The following is a 16,875-nucleotide window of genomic DNA, read 5'->3' as shown; positions in this document are numbered from 1 at the left end:
TTGATTCCAATATTAATCACTAAAGAATAGTATTATCAGCCTTTAATGATAGCAATCATGTTCATCACAATGACTGCCAAAGCACCTGCAACTATACCAAATACGGCATTTAATATACTCGGTGTAATCGCTGCTAAAAAACCGCCAACGTAAGCAAGTTCACTCATAAGTGACGCTATCAACGCAATCTGCGAGCCAATGGCATGAATGCCATGGGTTAATATGCCACCACCGACCATAAACATGGCGATGGTGCCAACTATGGTGAGTCCTTTCATTAAGTATGGAGCTGAAGCCAATAACCAGAACCCCATTTTATGCCATAGGGCAACTATGTGTCCCTCACCTTTACGTTGAGTAAGATAAAGTCCCAAATCATCAATTTTAACGATACCAGCAACTAAACCATAAACCCCTAACGTCATAATGATGGCTATAACACTCAAGGTTAAAAACTGACTCAGTAAACTACTTTCGGCAACGACGCCTAAACTAATTGCGATAATTTCAGCTGACAACACAAAATCAGTTCTAATTGCCCCTTTTACTTTCTTTTTTTCAAAATCAGCAATGTCTTGTGCCGATTTTTCGATAACTTGTTTCTCTGTTATTTCGGCTTGTTTATCTTTTCGATGCACGTAGGAATGATGAACTTTTTCAAAACCTTCAAAACACAAAAACAAACCACCAAACATCAGCAATGGTGTAATCGCCCAAGGAATAAAAGCACTAATCAATAAAGCTGCAGGGACTAAAATTAATTTATTGAAGAATGAGCCTTTAGCCACCGCCCAAACTACTGGTAATTCACGCTCAGAAGCCACACCTGACACTTGCTGAGCATTTAAGGCTAAGTCATCACCTAACACCCCAGCCGTTTTTCTGGCTGCGATTTTACTCATTGCAGCTACATCATCTAAAATCGCAGCAATGTCATCCAATAACATTAATAAGCTTGCACCTGCCATATTTCGTCCTTGTATTTCTCTTTATTGATTCCACTAATTAAAAGGGGTCAGTTAAAAAGCATATTGCCAAACTAGCCCGAATGTATCGAAATCATTTCCGATACGGGTAATCACTCCCGTGCTGACATTAAGCTTTATGCTGTGATGCTGATTAAAAGCCAAAGAATAAGTTAGACCAAAGCGAGAATTATCTTGTGAATCATCAGCATCGACACCGTTTTTAGTGGTTTCGCCTCCAACAAAGTAATTACCGCTTAACGATAACCAATGCCCACGACCAATACTATAAATAATATGCCCTTGAAATGTGTATTGAGCCTGCTTCTCAAGTTCGGTTTGATTATAAAATTCATCGTTATCACTATAGAGCCTAATAGATGTCATCGCACTGTATTGCCAATCACCTGCGGTATATGACATACCGATACCAGGTCTAAAAACCCATTGGTTGGCTCCAGCATTAATGAGTTTATTTTTGTCATAAGTCCCTACGGGTAAACTTAATTGTAAACTAGTACCGATCACTAACCCTTCTTCATATTGAGCAAAATCTTTGCGCTCAAGAGCGCGAGCACCGTAGAAGTTCCATGTCAGCCTTATATTCGGGTCGCCATAGCCACAACGATCCGCTTCTACAACTTCATTTTGGTAATCTGCAGAGCCTTTCATACAAATCCTGGCCATCGACATATCTAATTTAGAAGAACTGCCAGCGATAGCAAAAGAATGAGCATAACCTAATACAGCAGCGTCTAGTTTCAGGTGAGCATCTTTTAAAGGGACTGATGGCGAAGGTGATAACGCACCTTCAGAATGTAAATAGCCAACAGCCATAAATTGCATATCAATAGGGATGTTGGTATAGCTTCGGGGTTCAAGATCTTGCGATTTAACCTGAATGGAAAACACGCTAATGAAACAACATAATATCACTGAGTTTCGTGACAGTAGCGGCTGAAATTTCGATATAATTCTCAAATAGTCCATACTTTTAATAAACTCATTATCCTTAATGGCGCTTAGTTATTTGAGTACTTTATAGTTTAAGTCTTAAAAATAAGTTTCAACAACATTCAAAGCTGCTCTCAATCATGTTGCCGTTATCATATTCAAACAATAACGGCGCAATAGTTTAAATATCAGTATTTGCGTCAGTACTCGTTTACCCACTTGTGCTAACGCCTTGCACGAGGCCAAATGTTAGTGTCGATCAATTTTATTCATCACATCATCAAAATGGCTAGCTCTTACTGAGTAATCAACCTCGGGGTTCGCTGTTAATTGGCTAATCTTCCGTTTCAGTATTACCACCACATGAATGACGGACAACCATATTCGTTGGAATAAGTTGTGGGCCCACTTCTTTGCCTCGGATCAGTTTTAATAGACTCTCTACTAAAATTTCCCCAGCTAGCTTAGTATTTTGCTTAACCGTTGTTAATGAAGGATTAGCAAAACTTGCAACTGGAATATCATCATATCCCACTACTGCGATGTCTTCTGGTACCCTCACGCCACGTTTTTTAAGTGCACGGATGGCGCCAATTGCAATTAAATCACTGGCGGCGAAAATCGAGTCAAATTCATGGCCGCTATCTAATAATTTCATCGCAGCATCAAAACCAGAGCTTTCAGTACTAATCGCGTCAAATTGACATTTTTTATTCAATTTAATCCCGACTTTTTTAAGTACCTCAGCATGACCTAAGTAGCGGTCACGAAACTCAGGGCTGTGCTCAGAGGCGTCACCTAAGAAGGCTATTTTAGTTAACCCTAATAAAATCATATGTTCAGTCGCGATAACTCCGCCTTGATGATTATCACAGCCGATAGATAACACTTCTTTGTTGTTATGCTCAGCCCCCCAGATAATGAAATGAGTATTTTGTTCTAATAACTTTTGCAGCTTGTGCTCATAATCTACGTAGTCGCCATAGCCCAATAAAATAATGCCATCTGCCTTATTGCTGTCTTCGTAATCGGCATGCCAATCACTGGATAGTTGCTGAAAAGACACTAACAAGTCGTAGCCTTGTTGGGCTGTAGCACGAGTAATAGAGCCAAGCATTGAAAGGAAAAATGGATTAATTAACGATTCATCGTTGGTGGGATCTTCACAGATTAATAATGCCAAAGTATGGCTATTTTGAGTGCGTAAGTTACTGGCATTCTTATCAACTTTATAATTGAGTTCTTTTGCAATAGCTTGAATTCGTTGACGAGTTTCGAGATTAACCAAAGGACTATTTCTCAAAGCACGAGAAACAGTTGATTGAGAAACGCCAGCGCGATAGGCGATATCAATGGAGGTAGCTTTAGATGTCATATTAGCATCAGGCCTTTTTATAGTTATTTTAGGTACTCACACCCAGTTTATACCTAAAATAATCTTAATAATCACCGTTTTAATTTAATTTATAAGCCTAATTCATTCAATAAATCATCGGCATCATCTGCTACCACAACAGGTGCATCTTTTTTCGCAACTGATTTACCTTGGGTGTTGTTACTATTTCCGTGTGCTTCGATCAATGAATCTGGGTCAAATTCTTCATCTAATTCAAACTCTTTGAGTTTAATAAACTCAGTTTTATCCATAGCAAATTCAAGATAGAAAATATGATTATCAGCAGTTTTAAATGACACTCGTCTTGATACTGCTTCATCTAAATTAGTGTCAATCGATATAGTTAACTCTTTATTGATGGTTAACATTTTAGGCTGACTTTGGCTGATCGACGTTTGTAATTCTTTTGATATAGTTTTGATGAAATCGCCTAAAATTTGATTCATCAATTCACCCATGACATTTCCCACATCATCTGAGGTGTGTGAGAAAGCAAGTTCTGACTCTGGCATTCCCATGTTAATCATATATCTACGGTATATCTCAATGGCAGCTTCTTTTGAAAAATTGATGACAACTAAACCAGAGAAACCACCGTCAAAAATCGAAAAACAGCCTAGGTCAGGCTTTAAACAGGTACGCGTGATATTTTGTACCATCCCAGCATGAGTCACTTGGCTGTCACTAGTACTTGAAAGAACATGAGAAACTGAATGACACAGCTTAAGTAAGATGTCATCCGTTGTAACAATTTGAACTGAATCCATAACAATGTTTACCTAGTTTTATTTTCCATCATTCTGAGGCTTATCGCATAATAAATCAAAGGCAAAACAACTCATTATCAAAAATAAATAAAACCCGTAACAACCCAAGCGTTAACATCTTGAAAAACATCGCTTTACCTCCCTAGCAACAGCACTTAACCCTAAGTTCAAAATGTATCTTTTTGTAAAAAAATATCAGTGGATCACACTTCTTATATTTACAAGTTCTTTATAGGATAAAAACTGTCTATATTTACGCAATACATTGTAGCAATTCATTTTTTAAGGGTACTTATGATCGCCTTCCTCAGACAGTTAACCATTTTGAAACGACTTATCATTATGTTAGCTTTGGCGGCTATAGGTACGGTATGTTTCGCCAGTTTTTCAATCAATGAACAATACAATAACCTTCTCAATCAAAAAATAGTCCAAATTGAAGCGCAAGTTTCTACTGCAACGTCTTTACTCAATTCGCTTACTAGACAAAACAATAATCAAGTTGATGAAACTAACTTTAAACAATACGCTTTATCGTTAATTTCTGACCTGCGTTATGGTAACAATGAATCCTACATCGTCGTCGATGCTGATAATGTCATTATTAGCTTTCCTGAAAACAGTATGCTCGAAGGCCGCTCTTTTGATAGCTACATTGCATCAGACGGATCTAAACCACTTATTGACCTCGTTAACAACGCGAGGAGAATGACAAAAAGTCAGTTTGAGTATCAAGCTAACCTTCCTTCTACTTCTGGTATTGAAACAATTTTATCTGGCGCAGAATTCTATCCAGAATGGGGCTGGACTATTATTGCTCATGGAAGTTCGAGTGATGTGATAGACAGCATGGGTAGCGTGGTCATTAATTATTTAATTATTATGATGCTTATTTCTATCCCTATTTTTGGCTTTTTCTTACTACTGAATGTGTCTATCACCTCTCCTATCAATGCAGCTATTGCAGCAATGGAAGATATTGCTAAAGGTGAAGGCGATTTATCTAAACGTTTAGACAACAGTGGTAAAGATGAAGTCGCCAAAATGGCTGATGCATTCAATGATTTCGTCATAAAAATTGCCGCTGTAGTGTCAGAGTTAAAGCCACTTGGTAAAGAACTTGATATGGACGCGCAGCATTTACTTGTTGCAGTAGAAGAGTCAAATCAAAGCGCTGAGCTTATCCATAGTGAAACACAAAGTGTTGCTACAGCAGTCAATCAAATGCTGGCGACTACCAATGACATGGCCCAAAACACTTATCAAGCTGCTGATGGCGCTAATAACGTTAAGGTGCAAGCACAACAATCCCATGCATTTATGCAAGAAACAGTACACGAAACCGACTTACTGGTTACTGAGCTTAAAAATGCCGAGAATGTAACCCATGATTTAGGCAAATCATCTGTAGAAATCAGTACTATTTTAGATACCATTGGTGGAATTGCAGATCAAACCAACCTACTCGCTTTAAACGCTGCAATTGAAGCTGCCCGCGCAGGTGAATATGGCCGTGGTTTTGCGGTTGTTGCTGATGAAGTCAGAGCCCTAGCAACTCGCACGCAAGCATCAACGAACGAAATCAATAAAATTATCACCAACATTCATGATGGCGTTGAGCTGGTAATTAAGAGTAATACTGAAACCCAAGAGCAATCAATTCAATTACAATCTAAAGCGATTCAATCACAAGAAGCTATGACAGAAATACTTGCTGTTATTGCTAATATCAGTGACATGAACACCCAACTTGCTAGCGCGACTGAAGAACAGTCGCAAGTGACTGAAGAAATAAACCGTAATATCACGACTATTTCTGAATTAACCGAAATCGCTGTAAGAACCAATGAAACTAACTCAGATGCGGCTCAATCACTGCAAACCATTAGTCAAAATGTCACCGAAAGCTTAAGCCAGTTCAAAACAGATTAATTAACCTGACAAGCAGCGAAATCACCTTTACAAATTAGAGGCGCGAATTAATGACTCGCGCCTCTTATTTGTTAGATGAATCATATTTAATTTCAAAACCAAGTTAATGCTATATATCGACTGTAAGCCCGCTAAGGTTTACGGTATTATTCTGCCTATAATTTTTAAAAGAGTTAGTTTAGATGTACGAAAAAACCGTCACTATTATCGCTCCCCACGGAATTCACACCCGACCAGCTGCATTATTGGTCAAAGCTGCAAAAAACTTTGACTGTGACGTCATAGTCGAATGTAATGGTAAACAAGCAAGTGCCAAGAGTTTGTTTAAATTGCAAACATTAGGGTTATATCAAGGCCAATCTGTTAAGGTATTTGCTGATGGAGAACAGGCTGAAAAAGCAGTAGAGACTGTCTCTGAATTACTTATCACTCTCAGTTAACAGGAACGTTTATGGCAGTAACAGGTATTGTTGTTTCCCCCGGAATTGCTTTTGGCCAAGCCGTTCATATTAATCTTCACAATCAAACTGTCGATTATCGTTTATTACCTGTCGCCAATATTGCTAAAGAGTGTGAAAAAGCCACTAAAGCCATTGGCTTCTTAAGTTCTCACCTAAAGCATTGCCAAGCTAAAATTGAACCGGACAGCGAGCATTTTCATTTAATCGATGCTGATATCATGCTGTTAGAAGATGACGATTTAGCTGAGCAACTCAAAAATTACATTACCCGATTTAGATTTTCTGCAGTTGTTTCTGTTGAACGAATATTTGCTCAACATGCTGAAGAGTTGGCTCAGCTAGATGATCCATATATGGCAAATCGCAGCAATGACGTACTTTGCCTAGGCAAACGTTTGATGTCTGCGGTCAATGGTACCTTGCAGTGGGATGTATCTAAACTCACCGACAACAGTATTTTACTAGCTGAAGATATTACCCCTGCTGAGTTTGCCACCATTCCGTTAAATAAAATTAAAGGAATCGTGCTTCAAACTGGTGGTTTGACCAGTCATACAGCCATTTTGGCAAAAGCTGCAGGGATCCCTGCTTTATTAAGTTGCCAATTTAATACCCACGACATCACTGATGGCAGCCCGCTGATTTTAGACGCCATCAGTGGTGAACTGCACATCAAGCCATCTCCTGAAACAACACTGCAGTTAAAGCAAAAGTCAGAGCAAGAAACACAGCGACGTGCTGCTTTACTGCAATATGTTGATAAGCCCAGTGTTACCCGCGATGGCCACCCAGTATGTCTACTGGCCAATGTCAGCAGCTTAAATGATGTCACTCAAATTGAGCATAGCGGCGCAGCTGGCATTGGCTTATTCAGAACTGAATTTTTATTAATGCAAGTGGATTCGGTGCCTGATGAAAAACAGCAATATCAGCAATATTGCGATGCACTTCATAGTTTAAACGGCAAAGTGCTGACTATACGTACCTTTGATATTGGTGCTGATAAAGAAATCCCCTGTTTAAGCCAGCAATACGAAGATAACCCCGCTTTAGGCGTGCGCGGCATACGCTATAGCCTTCAGCATCAATCTTTATTTACCACTCAAATTAAAGCTGTTCTTAGAGCAGCTAATCATGGCCGGATAAGACTTTTATTTCCTATGGTGAATCAAGTTGAAGAACTTGAGCAAGCATTTGAGTTAATAGAATCCTGCAAGCAACAACTTATTGAAGAAGAAAAAGGATTCGGCGAACTCAATATCGGCATAATGGTAGAAACACCAGCTGCCGTACTTAACTTGCCGCACTTATTACCAAAGCTAGATTTTGTCAGTATCGGCAGTAACGATTTAACTCAGTATACCTTGGCTGCAGACCGTGGAAATCCTGAGCTAGTAAAGGACTACCCACCTGTATCACCGGCCATGATTCGATTTATTAAAATGGCAGTGGACACCTGTAAAATCCATCAAATCAAAGTGTGTTTATGCGGTGAATTAGCCAGTGATACGAAACTAATTAGCTTATTAGTCGGTCTAGGTATTGACGAGTTAAGTGTCAATACCGCCAGCTTATTAGATGTTAAAGCGACTATCTGTAATGGCCAATATCAGCATTTTTACACCCAAGCACAACAGGCATTAGGCTTTAGCCACATAGAACAATTAAACGAGTTATTCAGTTAATTTGACTTTATTTAGTATTTTTCAATATTTATTGTTTATAAAAAAATCAGACAACACTAGAATAAAACCATAAAAACATTATAAAAAGAGGCTATATCTCATGGGATTTTTAAGCCGTATACGCCGACTTATTTCAGGGCAACCTACCTTAACCGGTGGTATTCAAATTTTTGCACCTGTTTCAGGCGACCTAGTAGAAATAGAACAAGTACCTGATGTCGTCTTTGCTGAAAAGATCGTCGGCGATGGATTAGCCATTAACCCGACCGGTAAGCTTATTTTAGCACCGATTGATGGCACCATAGGTAAAATATTTGAAACCAATCATGCTTTTAGTATCGAGTCCCCTCAAGGTCTAGAACTATTTGTTCATTTTGGCGTAGGCACAGTTGAGCTGCGCGGAAATGGTTTTAAACGATTGGCAGAAGAAGGACAACAAGTAAAAGTAGGCGATCCTATTTTGGAATTTGATTTGGAGTATTTAACTGATCAAGTTGAAAGCCTTTTGACCCCAGTTGTACTTGCCAATATGGAAGACGTGCAATATCTCGTTAAAGCTGAAGGCCAAGTCACGGCGGGTAAAGATGTCATCTTTACCGTTGAGCTTTAACTAAAGAAACAAAATCGAAATAAACTCTACAAATTGACATTGCGCAGCTGCTTAAATAGCAACAAATCATTATTAAATTGAGCAGCTAAGCGCTACAACAAGATTCAAGGATATATTCACACAATGAGTAATAGCGTTATATACGGCATTAAAAACTGCGATACCGTTCGTAAAGCACGTAAATGGTTAGAAGCAGAAGACCAAGCTTTCACCTTCCATGACTTTCGTGAGCAAGGCATTAACGCTGACATCATTAATCAATGGTTTGAACTAACTGATTGGGAATTGTTGTTTAACAAACGTAGTACCAGTTTCAGAAATTTAACTGATGAGCAAAAAGCGGATATCACTAAAGAAAAAGCGCTGCAGTTAATGGTGGAGTTTCCAACGTTAATTAAACGTCCAGTGTTGATTCAAAATGAGCAAATTCTACTTGGCTTTAAAGCTGCAGACTACCAAGCGTGGTTTAAATAATGACTCAAGAAGTATTAGAACTGGCCAAAGATTTACTGTCTCGCCCGTCGGTCACGCCATTAGATGAAGGCTGTCAGGAGCTCATGGGCGATAGACTTGCTGCTGCAGGGTTTAATATTGAATCCATGGTCTTCGATGATACCACTAACATGTGGGCTAGACGTGGCAATGAAAGCCCAGTATTTTGTTTTGCTGGTCATACCGACGTTGTACCAACAGGTGACTTAAGTAAATGGCATACCCCACCTTTTGAGCCAACTGTCATTGACGATTATATTCATGGTCGCGGCGCGGCGGACATGAAAGGCTCTTTAGCTGCCATGGTTGTTGCTACTGAGCGATTTGTTGCCAAGCATCCTGATCATAAAGGTTCAATTGCTTTTTTAATTACCAGTGATGAAGAAGGCCCGTTTATCAATGGCACTACTCGTGTTATTGATACTCTCGAAGCACGTAATGAGAAAATTACTTGGTCATTAGTTGGCGAGCCTTCATCAACCCATAAACTCGGAGACGTGGTAAAAAATGGTCGCCGCGGCAGTTTAACGGGCAATTTAACCGTTAAAGGTATACAAGGTCATGTGGCTTACCCTCACCTTGCTGATAACCCAATCCACAAAGCATCACCTGCACTGGCTGAGCTTGCTCAAATGCATTGGGATAATGGTAATGAGTTTTTTCCGCCAACCAGTTTTCAAATAGCCAACATTAATGGCGGTACCGGCGCATCCAACGTTATACCTGGTGATTTACAAGTCATGTTTAACTTCAGATACTCAACTGAAGTCACCGCAGAGGAATTGATTAAGCGCGTGCTTAATATCCTAGATGCTCATGGTTTAGATTACGACATCAATTGGGTGTTTAATGGCTTACCTTTTTTAACAGGTGACGGTCCATTATTAGAGGCCACTAAAGCCGCAATACTTGACGTTACTGGCTATGAAACTGATCCACAAACCTCAGGTGGCACATCTGATGGTCGTTTTATCGCGCCAACTGGCGCCCAAGTGATTGAACTTGGACCGGTAAATGCCACCATTCATAAAATTAATGAGTGCGTTAAAGTATCTGACTTAGAAATTTTAGCCCTGTGCTATGAATCTATTTTGGAAAAACTACTTTGCGAGTAATGGCACCACAGCCAGCACTAGAACATCCAGTCCTGTATGGACTGGATGATGCTCATTTAGTTTCGTTTGGCAATTTCCTGCTGACTGAAGCAACATCATTAGCCTTTAAATCAATGCAACAAAAAGCATTAGCTGATGGCATTGATATCCAAATATGTTCTGCTTATCGCAGTTTCGAACGTCAAATGGCCATTTGGAACGGAAAAGCTCAAGGTAAGCGCCCTTTACTCGATATTCGAAATCAGCCATTAAATCCATCATCTTTAACTGATAATGAATTGGTAGACGCTATTTTATGCTGGTCTGCTTTACCAGGTGCATCACGGCACCATTGGGGCACCGATATCGATGTTTTTGACGCTAAGCAGATTAGTAAAGCTGACTTGCAATTAATTAGCGATGAATATGAAAATGAAGGGCCCTGTACCAATTTAGCCAATTGGCTAACAGCACATGCACAGCAGTTTGGTTTTTACTTACCATATCAGCCAAATCAATCTGGGGTGAGCCCAGAGCCATGGCATTTAAGTTATTACCCTGAGTCATCAAAGCTTTTATCACAATATCAACCAAATTCCTTAAGACAACTCTTGTCTCAATCTGAAATCACTTTACAATCAGCCCTGCTTAAAAAGCTCGATGAATTAGTCGAACAGTATGTGTTTTATGTCGCCGATATCCCAAAGTAAATCGCTGGTATTATTTTATTAGTGAAATAGAATTATCGATAATTAAGATACAACGCTTACTTGTAAATTAACCTATGTTAGGGCGTGTTGATCTTTCAAGGTTGTTTTTGCAGCGAATTATTAGCCATTTATACAAGGCAGAGACTTTGTGGTGTAGTTATTCTACATAAAAAGTCGATAACGCAGTAAAAATCGCCAACAAACGCTGCCCAAAGGGTTCGACTAAAAGTGTTTTACTCTTTGTTGGATGCATCTTTTTAAAAAGAAGTGCTTAGATGACTAGGCATCAATCCATCCGCCTCAATTAAAACACTTTTATCTCGAACAAAGTTTAACCAGCAAAGTTCAACACGCCCTAATAACATTAATCACCGTTTTACGTTTTAGAGAACTCCATGACGCCATTAAAATCTCACAGCTTCAACATCAATAGTCAAAACCTTAGCTTTACTGATGTTGGCCAAGGTCCTGTCTTACTGTTTATTCATGGTTTTCTTGCTGATAACACTATGTGGCAGCCCCAAATCGATGCCCTAAGTGAACATTATCGCTGTATCGCAATCGATTTATGGGCACATGGTCAATCTGATCCTATGCCAGCAGGTACCACGTCGCTGGTGACCATTGCAGAGCATTGCTTAGCCCTACTCGCCTCATTAGACATCAGCCAATGTACAGTCATAGGTAATGGTACAGGCAGTGCTATCGCCGCTGAAATGGTACTCGCTAAACCAACACTAGTTGCCAAGTTAGTTATGGCAAATGGTTTTATTGGATTTGAACCACAAGTGAATTGTGCCAAATACCAAGCTTGGATTGATCAAGCCAACCAGCAAAATGAATGTAATGAAGAGCTCGCTGAAACCGTCGCCGATAAATTCTTTACACCCAATAGTCAATCAGACGCTAAAACGGCCTTTACACAAAAACTAACACAATTATCAAAACAACAAATAGAACAGCTCGCGTTATTCAGTCCGTTAGCTTTTTATAAACGCGATACTTTAGAGCTTGTTGAGCAGTTCACCTTGCCTTGTTTAATTCTTATTGGTGAACAAAACCAACTAAGAACAATGTTAGAAGCCTATTTAATGCAAGACTGCATTACAGGTAGTAAACTAATTCAAATTGCTGAAGCAGGACATTTTGCTAATATTGAGCAAACAGCAAAAGTGAATCAACTCTTATTAAGTTTTCTTAACGACGCTTGAAATGCTTCGAAAAGTTAATTCAAATGGATAGACCAGCATAATCAAAATTGCTGATATACTCTTGAAAATGATGAAAATCTGCTAAATGGCTGATTAAAACAAACTCTACATACTTCACTTTTATTTGGGTCTATAACATTAAATGAAATTACTTAAGCCTCTTTTTGATAACAATCGCCGCTGGGCTGAACGTATAAATCAAGAAGACCCTGATTTCTTCCAGCAACTTGCAGAGCAACAACATCCAGAATACTTATGGATTGGTTGTTCAGATAGCCGCGTACCATCAAATCAGATTATTGATTTGATGCCTGGTGAAGTTTTTGTTCACCGTAATATTGCCAACATGGTGATCCATACCGATCTCAACTGCCTATCAGTGATTCAATACGCTGTTGAAGTACTTAAAGTTAAGCACATCATGGTTGTTGGTCATTATGGTTGTGGCGGCGTTAAAGCCTCAATGAGTAACGATCGCTTTGGTCTCATTGATAATTGGTTAGGCCACCTTAAAGATATTTATCGTTTACATCGTGCCGATCTAGATGAACTTGATGAAGAGCAACGCTTTAATCGACTATGTGAGCTTAACGTGATGGAACAAGTTGCTAATGTCACCAGTACATCAATTGTTCAAGATGCTTGGGATCGTGGTCAAGAACTCGCTATTCACGGTTGGATTTACGGGATTAACAATGGTTTATTAACAGACTTAGATGTGACTGTTTTCAGTGAACACGCTAAGAATAACTCTGAAAATTTATCTAATTAATCATCTTGAGTTTTTAAACAACAAAGCCCACTGAAACGTGGGCTTTGTTGTATTTGTCTACTATGAAAAAGTATTAGTTCTTTGAATATATTGGGCTTTGATGAATATTCCCATTTAATAAATCTAAAGCATTTTATTTTCCATACTATGAAACTCGAACAGCATATAGTTAATGCAATTCAAGCCCTAACCCAGTTATAATCTTCGGGTTTATTTAGCGAGATCATACGCAAAGCATTTTAAAGGAGATAATTTCCATGCCAGGTTTTGAATTATTTGGTCCGGAGGAAAAGCAAGAAGTCGCTGATGTGATGGAAAACGGTTTTACCTTTCGTTATAACTTCGAACACATGCGTAATGATCGCTGGAAGACTCGTGAGATGGAAGCCCTTCTTTGCGAAAAAATGAATGCAAAGCACGCACATCTTGTTTCTAGTGGCACCGCCGCATTACAAACAGCTATGGCTGCTGCAGGTATTGGCGCGGGTGATGAAGTTATCGTTCCTCCGTTTACTTTTGTTGCCTCAGTAGAAGCTGTATTCATGGCAGGCGCAGTGCCAATTTTCGCTGAGATTGATGAAACGCTTTGTTTATCTCCTGAAGGCATTGAAGCTGCAATTACTCCTCGCACAAAAGCAATTAACCTTGTTCATATGTGTGGTTCTATGGCTAAAATGGATGAAATTTTAGCGGTATGTAAAAAACACAATTTAGTCATCCTTGAAGATGCATGCCAAGCCATTGGCGGCAGCTACAAAGGTAAAGCACTAGGTACTATTGGTGACGTGGGTTGTTACTCGTTTGATTCTGTTAAAACCATCACCTGCGGTGAAGGCGGCGCTGTCATCACGAATAACGAAACTATTTACAACCATGCTCATATGTTCTCAGATCATGGCCATGACCATGTCGGTAATGACCGCGGCGCTGAAGGCCACCCAATCATGGGCTTGAACTTCCGTATTTCTGAAATGAATTCAGCTATGGGTCTAGCTCAGCTTCGTAAATTAGACAAGATTATCGATATTCAGCGCACCAACAAAAAGTTAATTAAAGATGCAATGGCTGATATTCCAGAAGTGACATTCCGTGAAATTCCAGATCCTAAAGGTGATTCAGCAGGTTTCTTAACTTTCTTGATGCCAACAGAAGAGCGCACAGTTGAAATTAGCAAGAAGTTAGCTGAAAACGGCGTTGATGGGTGTTTCTACTGGTATGTGAACAACTGGCATTACCTGAATAACTGGAAGCACATAAAAGAGCTTAAGTCTTCTGCTGCTTTACCCATTACATTAATTCAAGAACGCCCTGATTATACTAAGGTTCAAACACCGAAGTCTGATGCCATCATGAGTCGCACAATCTCAATGTTAATCAAACTGTCGTGGACAGAAGCAGAAATAGCGCAGCGTATTGAAAATATCAAGCGTGCTTTCGCTTAATTTACAATCAATAGTATTAGTTTCTTCAGTTATTAATGATAATGACTCAATTAAATCTCAAGGATGAAACTTGATGAGTTTTAAAAACTTCAAATGTGTACCAAAAATGATTTTTGGCCGTGGGTCATTTGCTCAGTTAGATGCAGTATTAGCAGCCGAACGTAAAGCAGCCAATGACTTCGTGGTATTTTTAGTTGATGATGTTCATCAAAATAAGTCGCTTGCTGGACGTTTACCTGCTAAAACACATGACTTAATTATCTATGTTAACGTTGAAGAAGAACCCACAACGAAACAAGTCGACGCACTAACAGCACAAGTTCAAGCTTTTAATACTAAACTTCCTGTAAGTGTTATTGGTCTAGGTGGCGGCTCAACACTCGACTTAGCCAAAGCGGTTTCACTTATGTTGACTAATAATGGCGGCAGCGCTGAATACCAAGGCTGGGATCTCATTAACAACCCTGCAGTACATCATATTGGCATTCCAACAATTTCAGGTACTGGTGCAGAAGCGTCACGCACAGCAGTACTTTGTGGCCCTGTTCGTAAACTTGGTTTGAATTCAGATTACACCGTATTTGATCAAATCATTATGGATTCAGAACTTATTGCAGGTGTCCCGACTGAACAATGGTTCTTCACTGGTATGGATTGTTACATCCACTGTGTTGAATCGTTAGAAGGGACTTACTTAAACGAATTTGCTAAAGCATATGCTGAAAAGTCTATGGACTTATGTCGTGAAGTCTTCATTAATAATCATGAAGAAAAAGACGACAAACTGATGATGGCATCTTACATGGGCGGTATGAGTATCGCATACAGTCAAGTAGGTGCATGTCACGCTATATCTTATGGTTTAGGCTATGTATTAGGGTATCACCACGGGATAGGTAACTGTTTAGCGTTTAACGTGCTTGAAGAGTTTTACCCTGAGGGTGTTGAAGAGTTCCGTAAAATGATGGCACTCCATAACATTAATTTACCAAAACATATCTGTAGAGACCTACCAGATGAAACTATCGCTAAGATGGTTGCTGTAACTAAGAGCATGGGACCATTATGGGACAATGTGTATGGCGCAGGCTGGGAAGAAAAAGTTACCGATGAAATGCTGACTAAGCTATTTCGTCGAATTTAATTTAACCATAAAACAAATTTCTAGGGTTCATTAGGCCCTTTATTTACCATCTAAAAAAATAGGTTTATCGATGAAAGTTACTCTTTTAATTCCAGCTAGATATGGTTCTAGCCGATTCCCTGGCAAACCATTAGCACCAATCAATGGTAAACCGATGATCCAACACGTCGTTGAACGGGCATCATTAGCTAAAGGGGTCGATAATATTTATGTTGCAACTGATGATGACCGCATTAAAGAAGTCGTAGAATCAATTGGTGGTCAGGTTGTGATGACAAGTTCTGATGCTGCATCTGGCACAGATCGAATCAATGAAGCTATTAGCAAACTGGGCTTAGCTGATGATGATTTAGTCATTAACCTTCAAGGAGATCAACCTCTTATTGATCCAATTTCTATTGAGCAAATTATCACCCTATTTAAACGCCATCCTGGAGAGTTTGAAATGGCGACATTAGGTTTTGAAATTGTTGACGAAAAAGTACGTCATGACCCTATGCATGTTAAAGTTGTATTCGATAATGAGTTTAACGCGTTGTACTTTTCTCGATCATGTATCCCTTTTGGCCGTGACACTGACGATTACCCAGTGTACAAACATATTGGTGTTTATGCTTACACGCGTCGATTTGTGAATGCTTTTGCCAAGTTACCTCTTGGACGCCTAGAGAACCTAGAAAAACTTGAGCAACTCCGTGCGTTAGAATATGGGTATAAAATCAAAGTAGCAATTAGTGCGTTTGATTCACCAGAAGTTGATACACCAGAAGATGTTCGCAAATGCGAGCAACGCTTAGCTGTTGATTAAATTCATTAAAATTCAATTGAGGTAGGCATGGATTTATCTGGTTTAGAAGTATGGATTATTATTATTTTAGTTGTTGGTATTATTGCCAGTAATCTAGCTGTGCTGAAATACAGCGCTAAATTTAAAATGCCTCAGTTTGGTGATCCTAAAAAACCGAGTAATGAAAGCTCTGATATAGAAAGTCCTGATACTGAAAGCGACAAAACTGAATCATCTTCTGATAGTGACAAGAATAATACTAGGCACTGAAGCGAAGCTAATAACACGAAGCAGACAAAACGAAGTAAATAGCATTTATAAAAAAGAGACTCATTTGAGTCTCTTCAGATTAATGACAAACCCCCACTTTTTTTAAGTGGGGGTTTTATTTTATTGGTTTATACGCATTTCACGACGTTTATTTAAAAACACATCTTGAGCAATATTGTTGGT

At 39.2% G+C, this 16,875-nt stretch carries 17 protein-coding genes; 13 read left to right on the top strand and 4 right to left on the bottom strand.

Annotated features, from left to right (window positions below; genetic code table 11):
* Window positions 1-35: 35 nt before the first annotated feature.
* The 4 genes from L2735_RS01640 to L2735_RS01625 form a co-directional block, all read right to left on the bottom strand.
* A complete protein-coding gene (locus L2735_RS01640; RefSeq protein WP_248983051.1) occupies window positions 36-968 on the bottom strand; it encodes a DUF808 domain-containing protein in 933 nt (310 codons plus the stop codon).
* Between the two features lie 51 nt (window positions 969-1,019).
* Window positions 1,020-1,877, bottom strand: a complete 858-nt coding sequence (locus tag L2735_RS01635) for a transporter (RefSeq protein WP_248983050.1) — start codon at window positions 1,875-1,877, stop codon at window positions 1,020-1,022.
* Window positions 1,878-2,253: 376 nt separating this feature from the next.
* Entirely contained in the window at window positions 2,254-3,294 is a 1,041-nt protein-coding gene (locus L2735_RS01630) for a LacI family DNA-binding transcriptional regulator (RefSeq protein WP_248983049.1), read from the bottom strand.
* Window positions 3,295-3,383: 89 nt separating this feature from the next.
* Complete coding sequence (locus tag L2735_RS01625) at window positions 3,384-4,082, bottom strand: DUF3334 family protein (protein ID WP_248983048.1); 699 nt, start codon at window positions 4,080-4,082, stop codon at window positions 3,384-3,386.
* 294 nt (window positions 4,083-4,376) lie between these two features.
* Here L2735_RS01625 and L2735_RS01620 point away from each other — a divergent pair, with 294 nt between their 5' ends.
* From L2735_RS01620 to L2735_RS01555, 13 genes are all read left to right on the top strand, one after another.
* The gene (locus tag L2735_RS01620) at window positions 4,377-6,014 is read left to right on the top strand and encodes a methyl-accepting chemotaxis protein (protein WP_248983047.1); all 1,638 of its coding nucleotides are present in this window, start codon (window positions 4,377-4,379) and stop codon (window positions 6,012-6,014) included.
* Between the two features lie 182 nt (window positions 6,015-6,196).
* Window positions 6,197-6,454, top strand: a complete 258-nt coding sequence (locus L2735_RS01615; RefSeq protein WP_102526216.1) for an HPr family phosphocarrier protein — start codon at window positions 6,197-6,199, stop codon at window positions 6,452-6,454.
* An 11-nt stretch (window positions 6,455-6,465) separates the two neighbouring features.
* Window positions 6,466-8,160, top strand: a complete 1,695-nt coding sequence (ptsP, locus tag L2735_RS01610) for a phosphoenolpyruvate--protein phosphotransferase (protein WP_248983046.1) — start codon at window positions 6,466-6,468, stop codon at window positions 8,158-8,160.
* A gap of 100 nt (window positions 8,161-8,260) precedes the next feature.
* Window positions 8,261-8,770, top strand: a complete 510-nt coding sequence (gene crr / locus L2735_RS01605) for a PTS glucose transporter subunit IIA (RefSeq protein ID WP_248983045.1) — start codon at window positions 8,261-8,263, stop codon at window positions 8,768-8,770.
* 123 nt (window positions 8,771-8,893) lie between these two features.
* Entirely contained in the window at window positions 8,894-9,244 is a 351-nt protein-coding gene (locus L2735_RS01600) for an ArsC family reductase (protein WP_248983044.1), read from the top strand.
* Complete coding sequence (dapE, locus tag L2735_RS01595; protein WP_248983043.1) at window positions 9,244-10,377, top strand: succinyl-diaminopimelate desuccinylase; 1,134 nt, start codon at window positions 9,244-9,246, stop codon at window positions 10,375-10,377. Before L2735_RS01600 ends, dapE begins: the two co-directional genes overlap by 1 nt.
* A complete protein-coding gene (locus L2735_RS01590) occupies window positions 10,377-11,066 on the top strand; it encodes a M15 family metallopeptidase (RefSeq protein ID WP_248983042.1) in 690 nt (229 codons plus the stop codon). Before dapE ends, L2735_RS01590 begins: the two co-directional genes overlap by 1 nt.
* 395 nt (window positions 11,067-11,461) lie before the next feature.
* Window positions 11,462-12,277: an alpha/beta fold hydrolase gene (locus L2735_RS01580; RefSeq protein WP_248983041.1), complete on the top strand. Its 816-nt coding sequence runs from the start codon at window positions 11,462-11,464 to the stop codon at window positions 12,275-12,277.
* 142 nt (window positions 12,278-12,419) lie between these two features.
* Window positions 12,420-13,049, top strand: a complete 630-nt coding sequence (gene can, locus L2735_RS01575) for a carbonate dehydratase (RefSeq protein WP_248983040.1) — start codon at window positions 12,420-12,422, stop codon at window positions 13,047-13,049.
* Window positions 13,050-13,306: 257 nt separating this feature from the next.
* Window positions 13,307-14,491 carry an 8-amino-3,8-dideoxy-alpha-D-manno-octulosonate transaminase KdnA gene (gene kdnA / locus L2735_RS01570; protein WP_248983039.1) on the top strand — a complete coding sequence of 395 codons (1,185 nt, stop codon included), beginning with the start codon at window positions 13,307-13,309 and terminating at the stop codon, window positions 14,489-14,491.
* A 73-nt stretch (window positions 14,492-14,564) separates the two neighbouring features.
* The gene (gene kdnB / locus L2735_RS01565) at window positions 14,565-15,635 is read left to right on the top strand and encodes a 3-deoxy-alpha-D-manno-octulosonate 8-oxidase KdnB (RefSeq protein ID WP_248983038.1); all 1,071 of its coding nucleotides are present in this window, start codon (window positions 14,565-14,567) and stop codon (window positions 15,633-15,635) included.
* Between the two features lie 70 nt (window positions 15,636-15,705).
* Window positions 15,706-16,443 carry a 3-deoxy-manno-octulosonate cytidylyltransferase gene (gene kdsB, locus L2735_RS01560; protein ID WP_248983037.1) on the top strand — a complete coding sequence of 246 codons (738 nt, stop codon included), beginning with the start codon at window positions 15,706-15,708 and terminating at the stop codon, window positions 16,441-16,443.
* 27 nt (window positions 16,444-16,470) lie between these two features.
* The gene (locus tag L2735_RS01555; protein WP_248983036.1) at window positions 16,471-16,692 is read left to right on the top strand and encodes a DUF2897 family protein; all 222 of its coding nucleotides are present in this window, start codon (window positions 16,471-16,473) and stop codon (window positions 16,690-16,692) included.
* The last annotated feature ends 183 nt before the right edge of the window (window positions 16,693-16,875 follow it).

The organism is Shewanella olleyana, from assembly GCF_023283825.1.
GTDB lineage: Bacteria > Pseudomonadota > Gammaproteobacteria > Enterobacterales > Shewanellaceae > Shewanella > Shewanella olleyana.
Note: the sequence above shows the minus strand (reverse complement) of the source record. Positions and strands in the feature narration are given on the sequence as shown.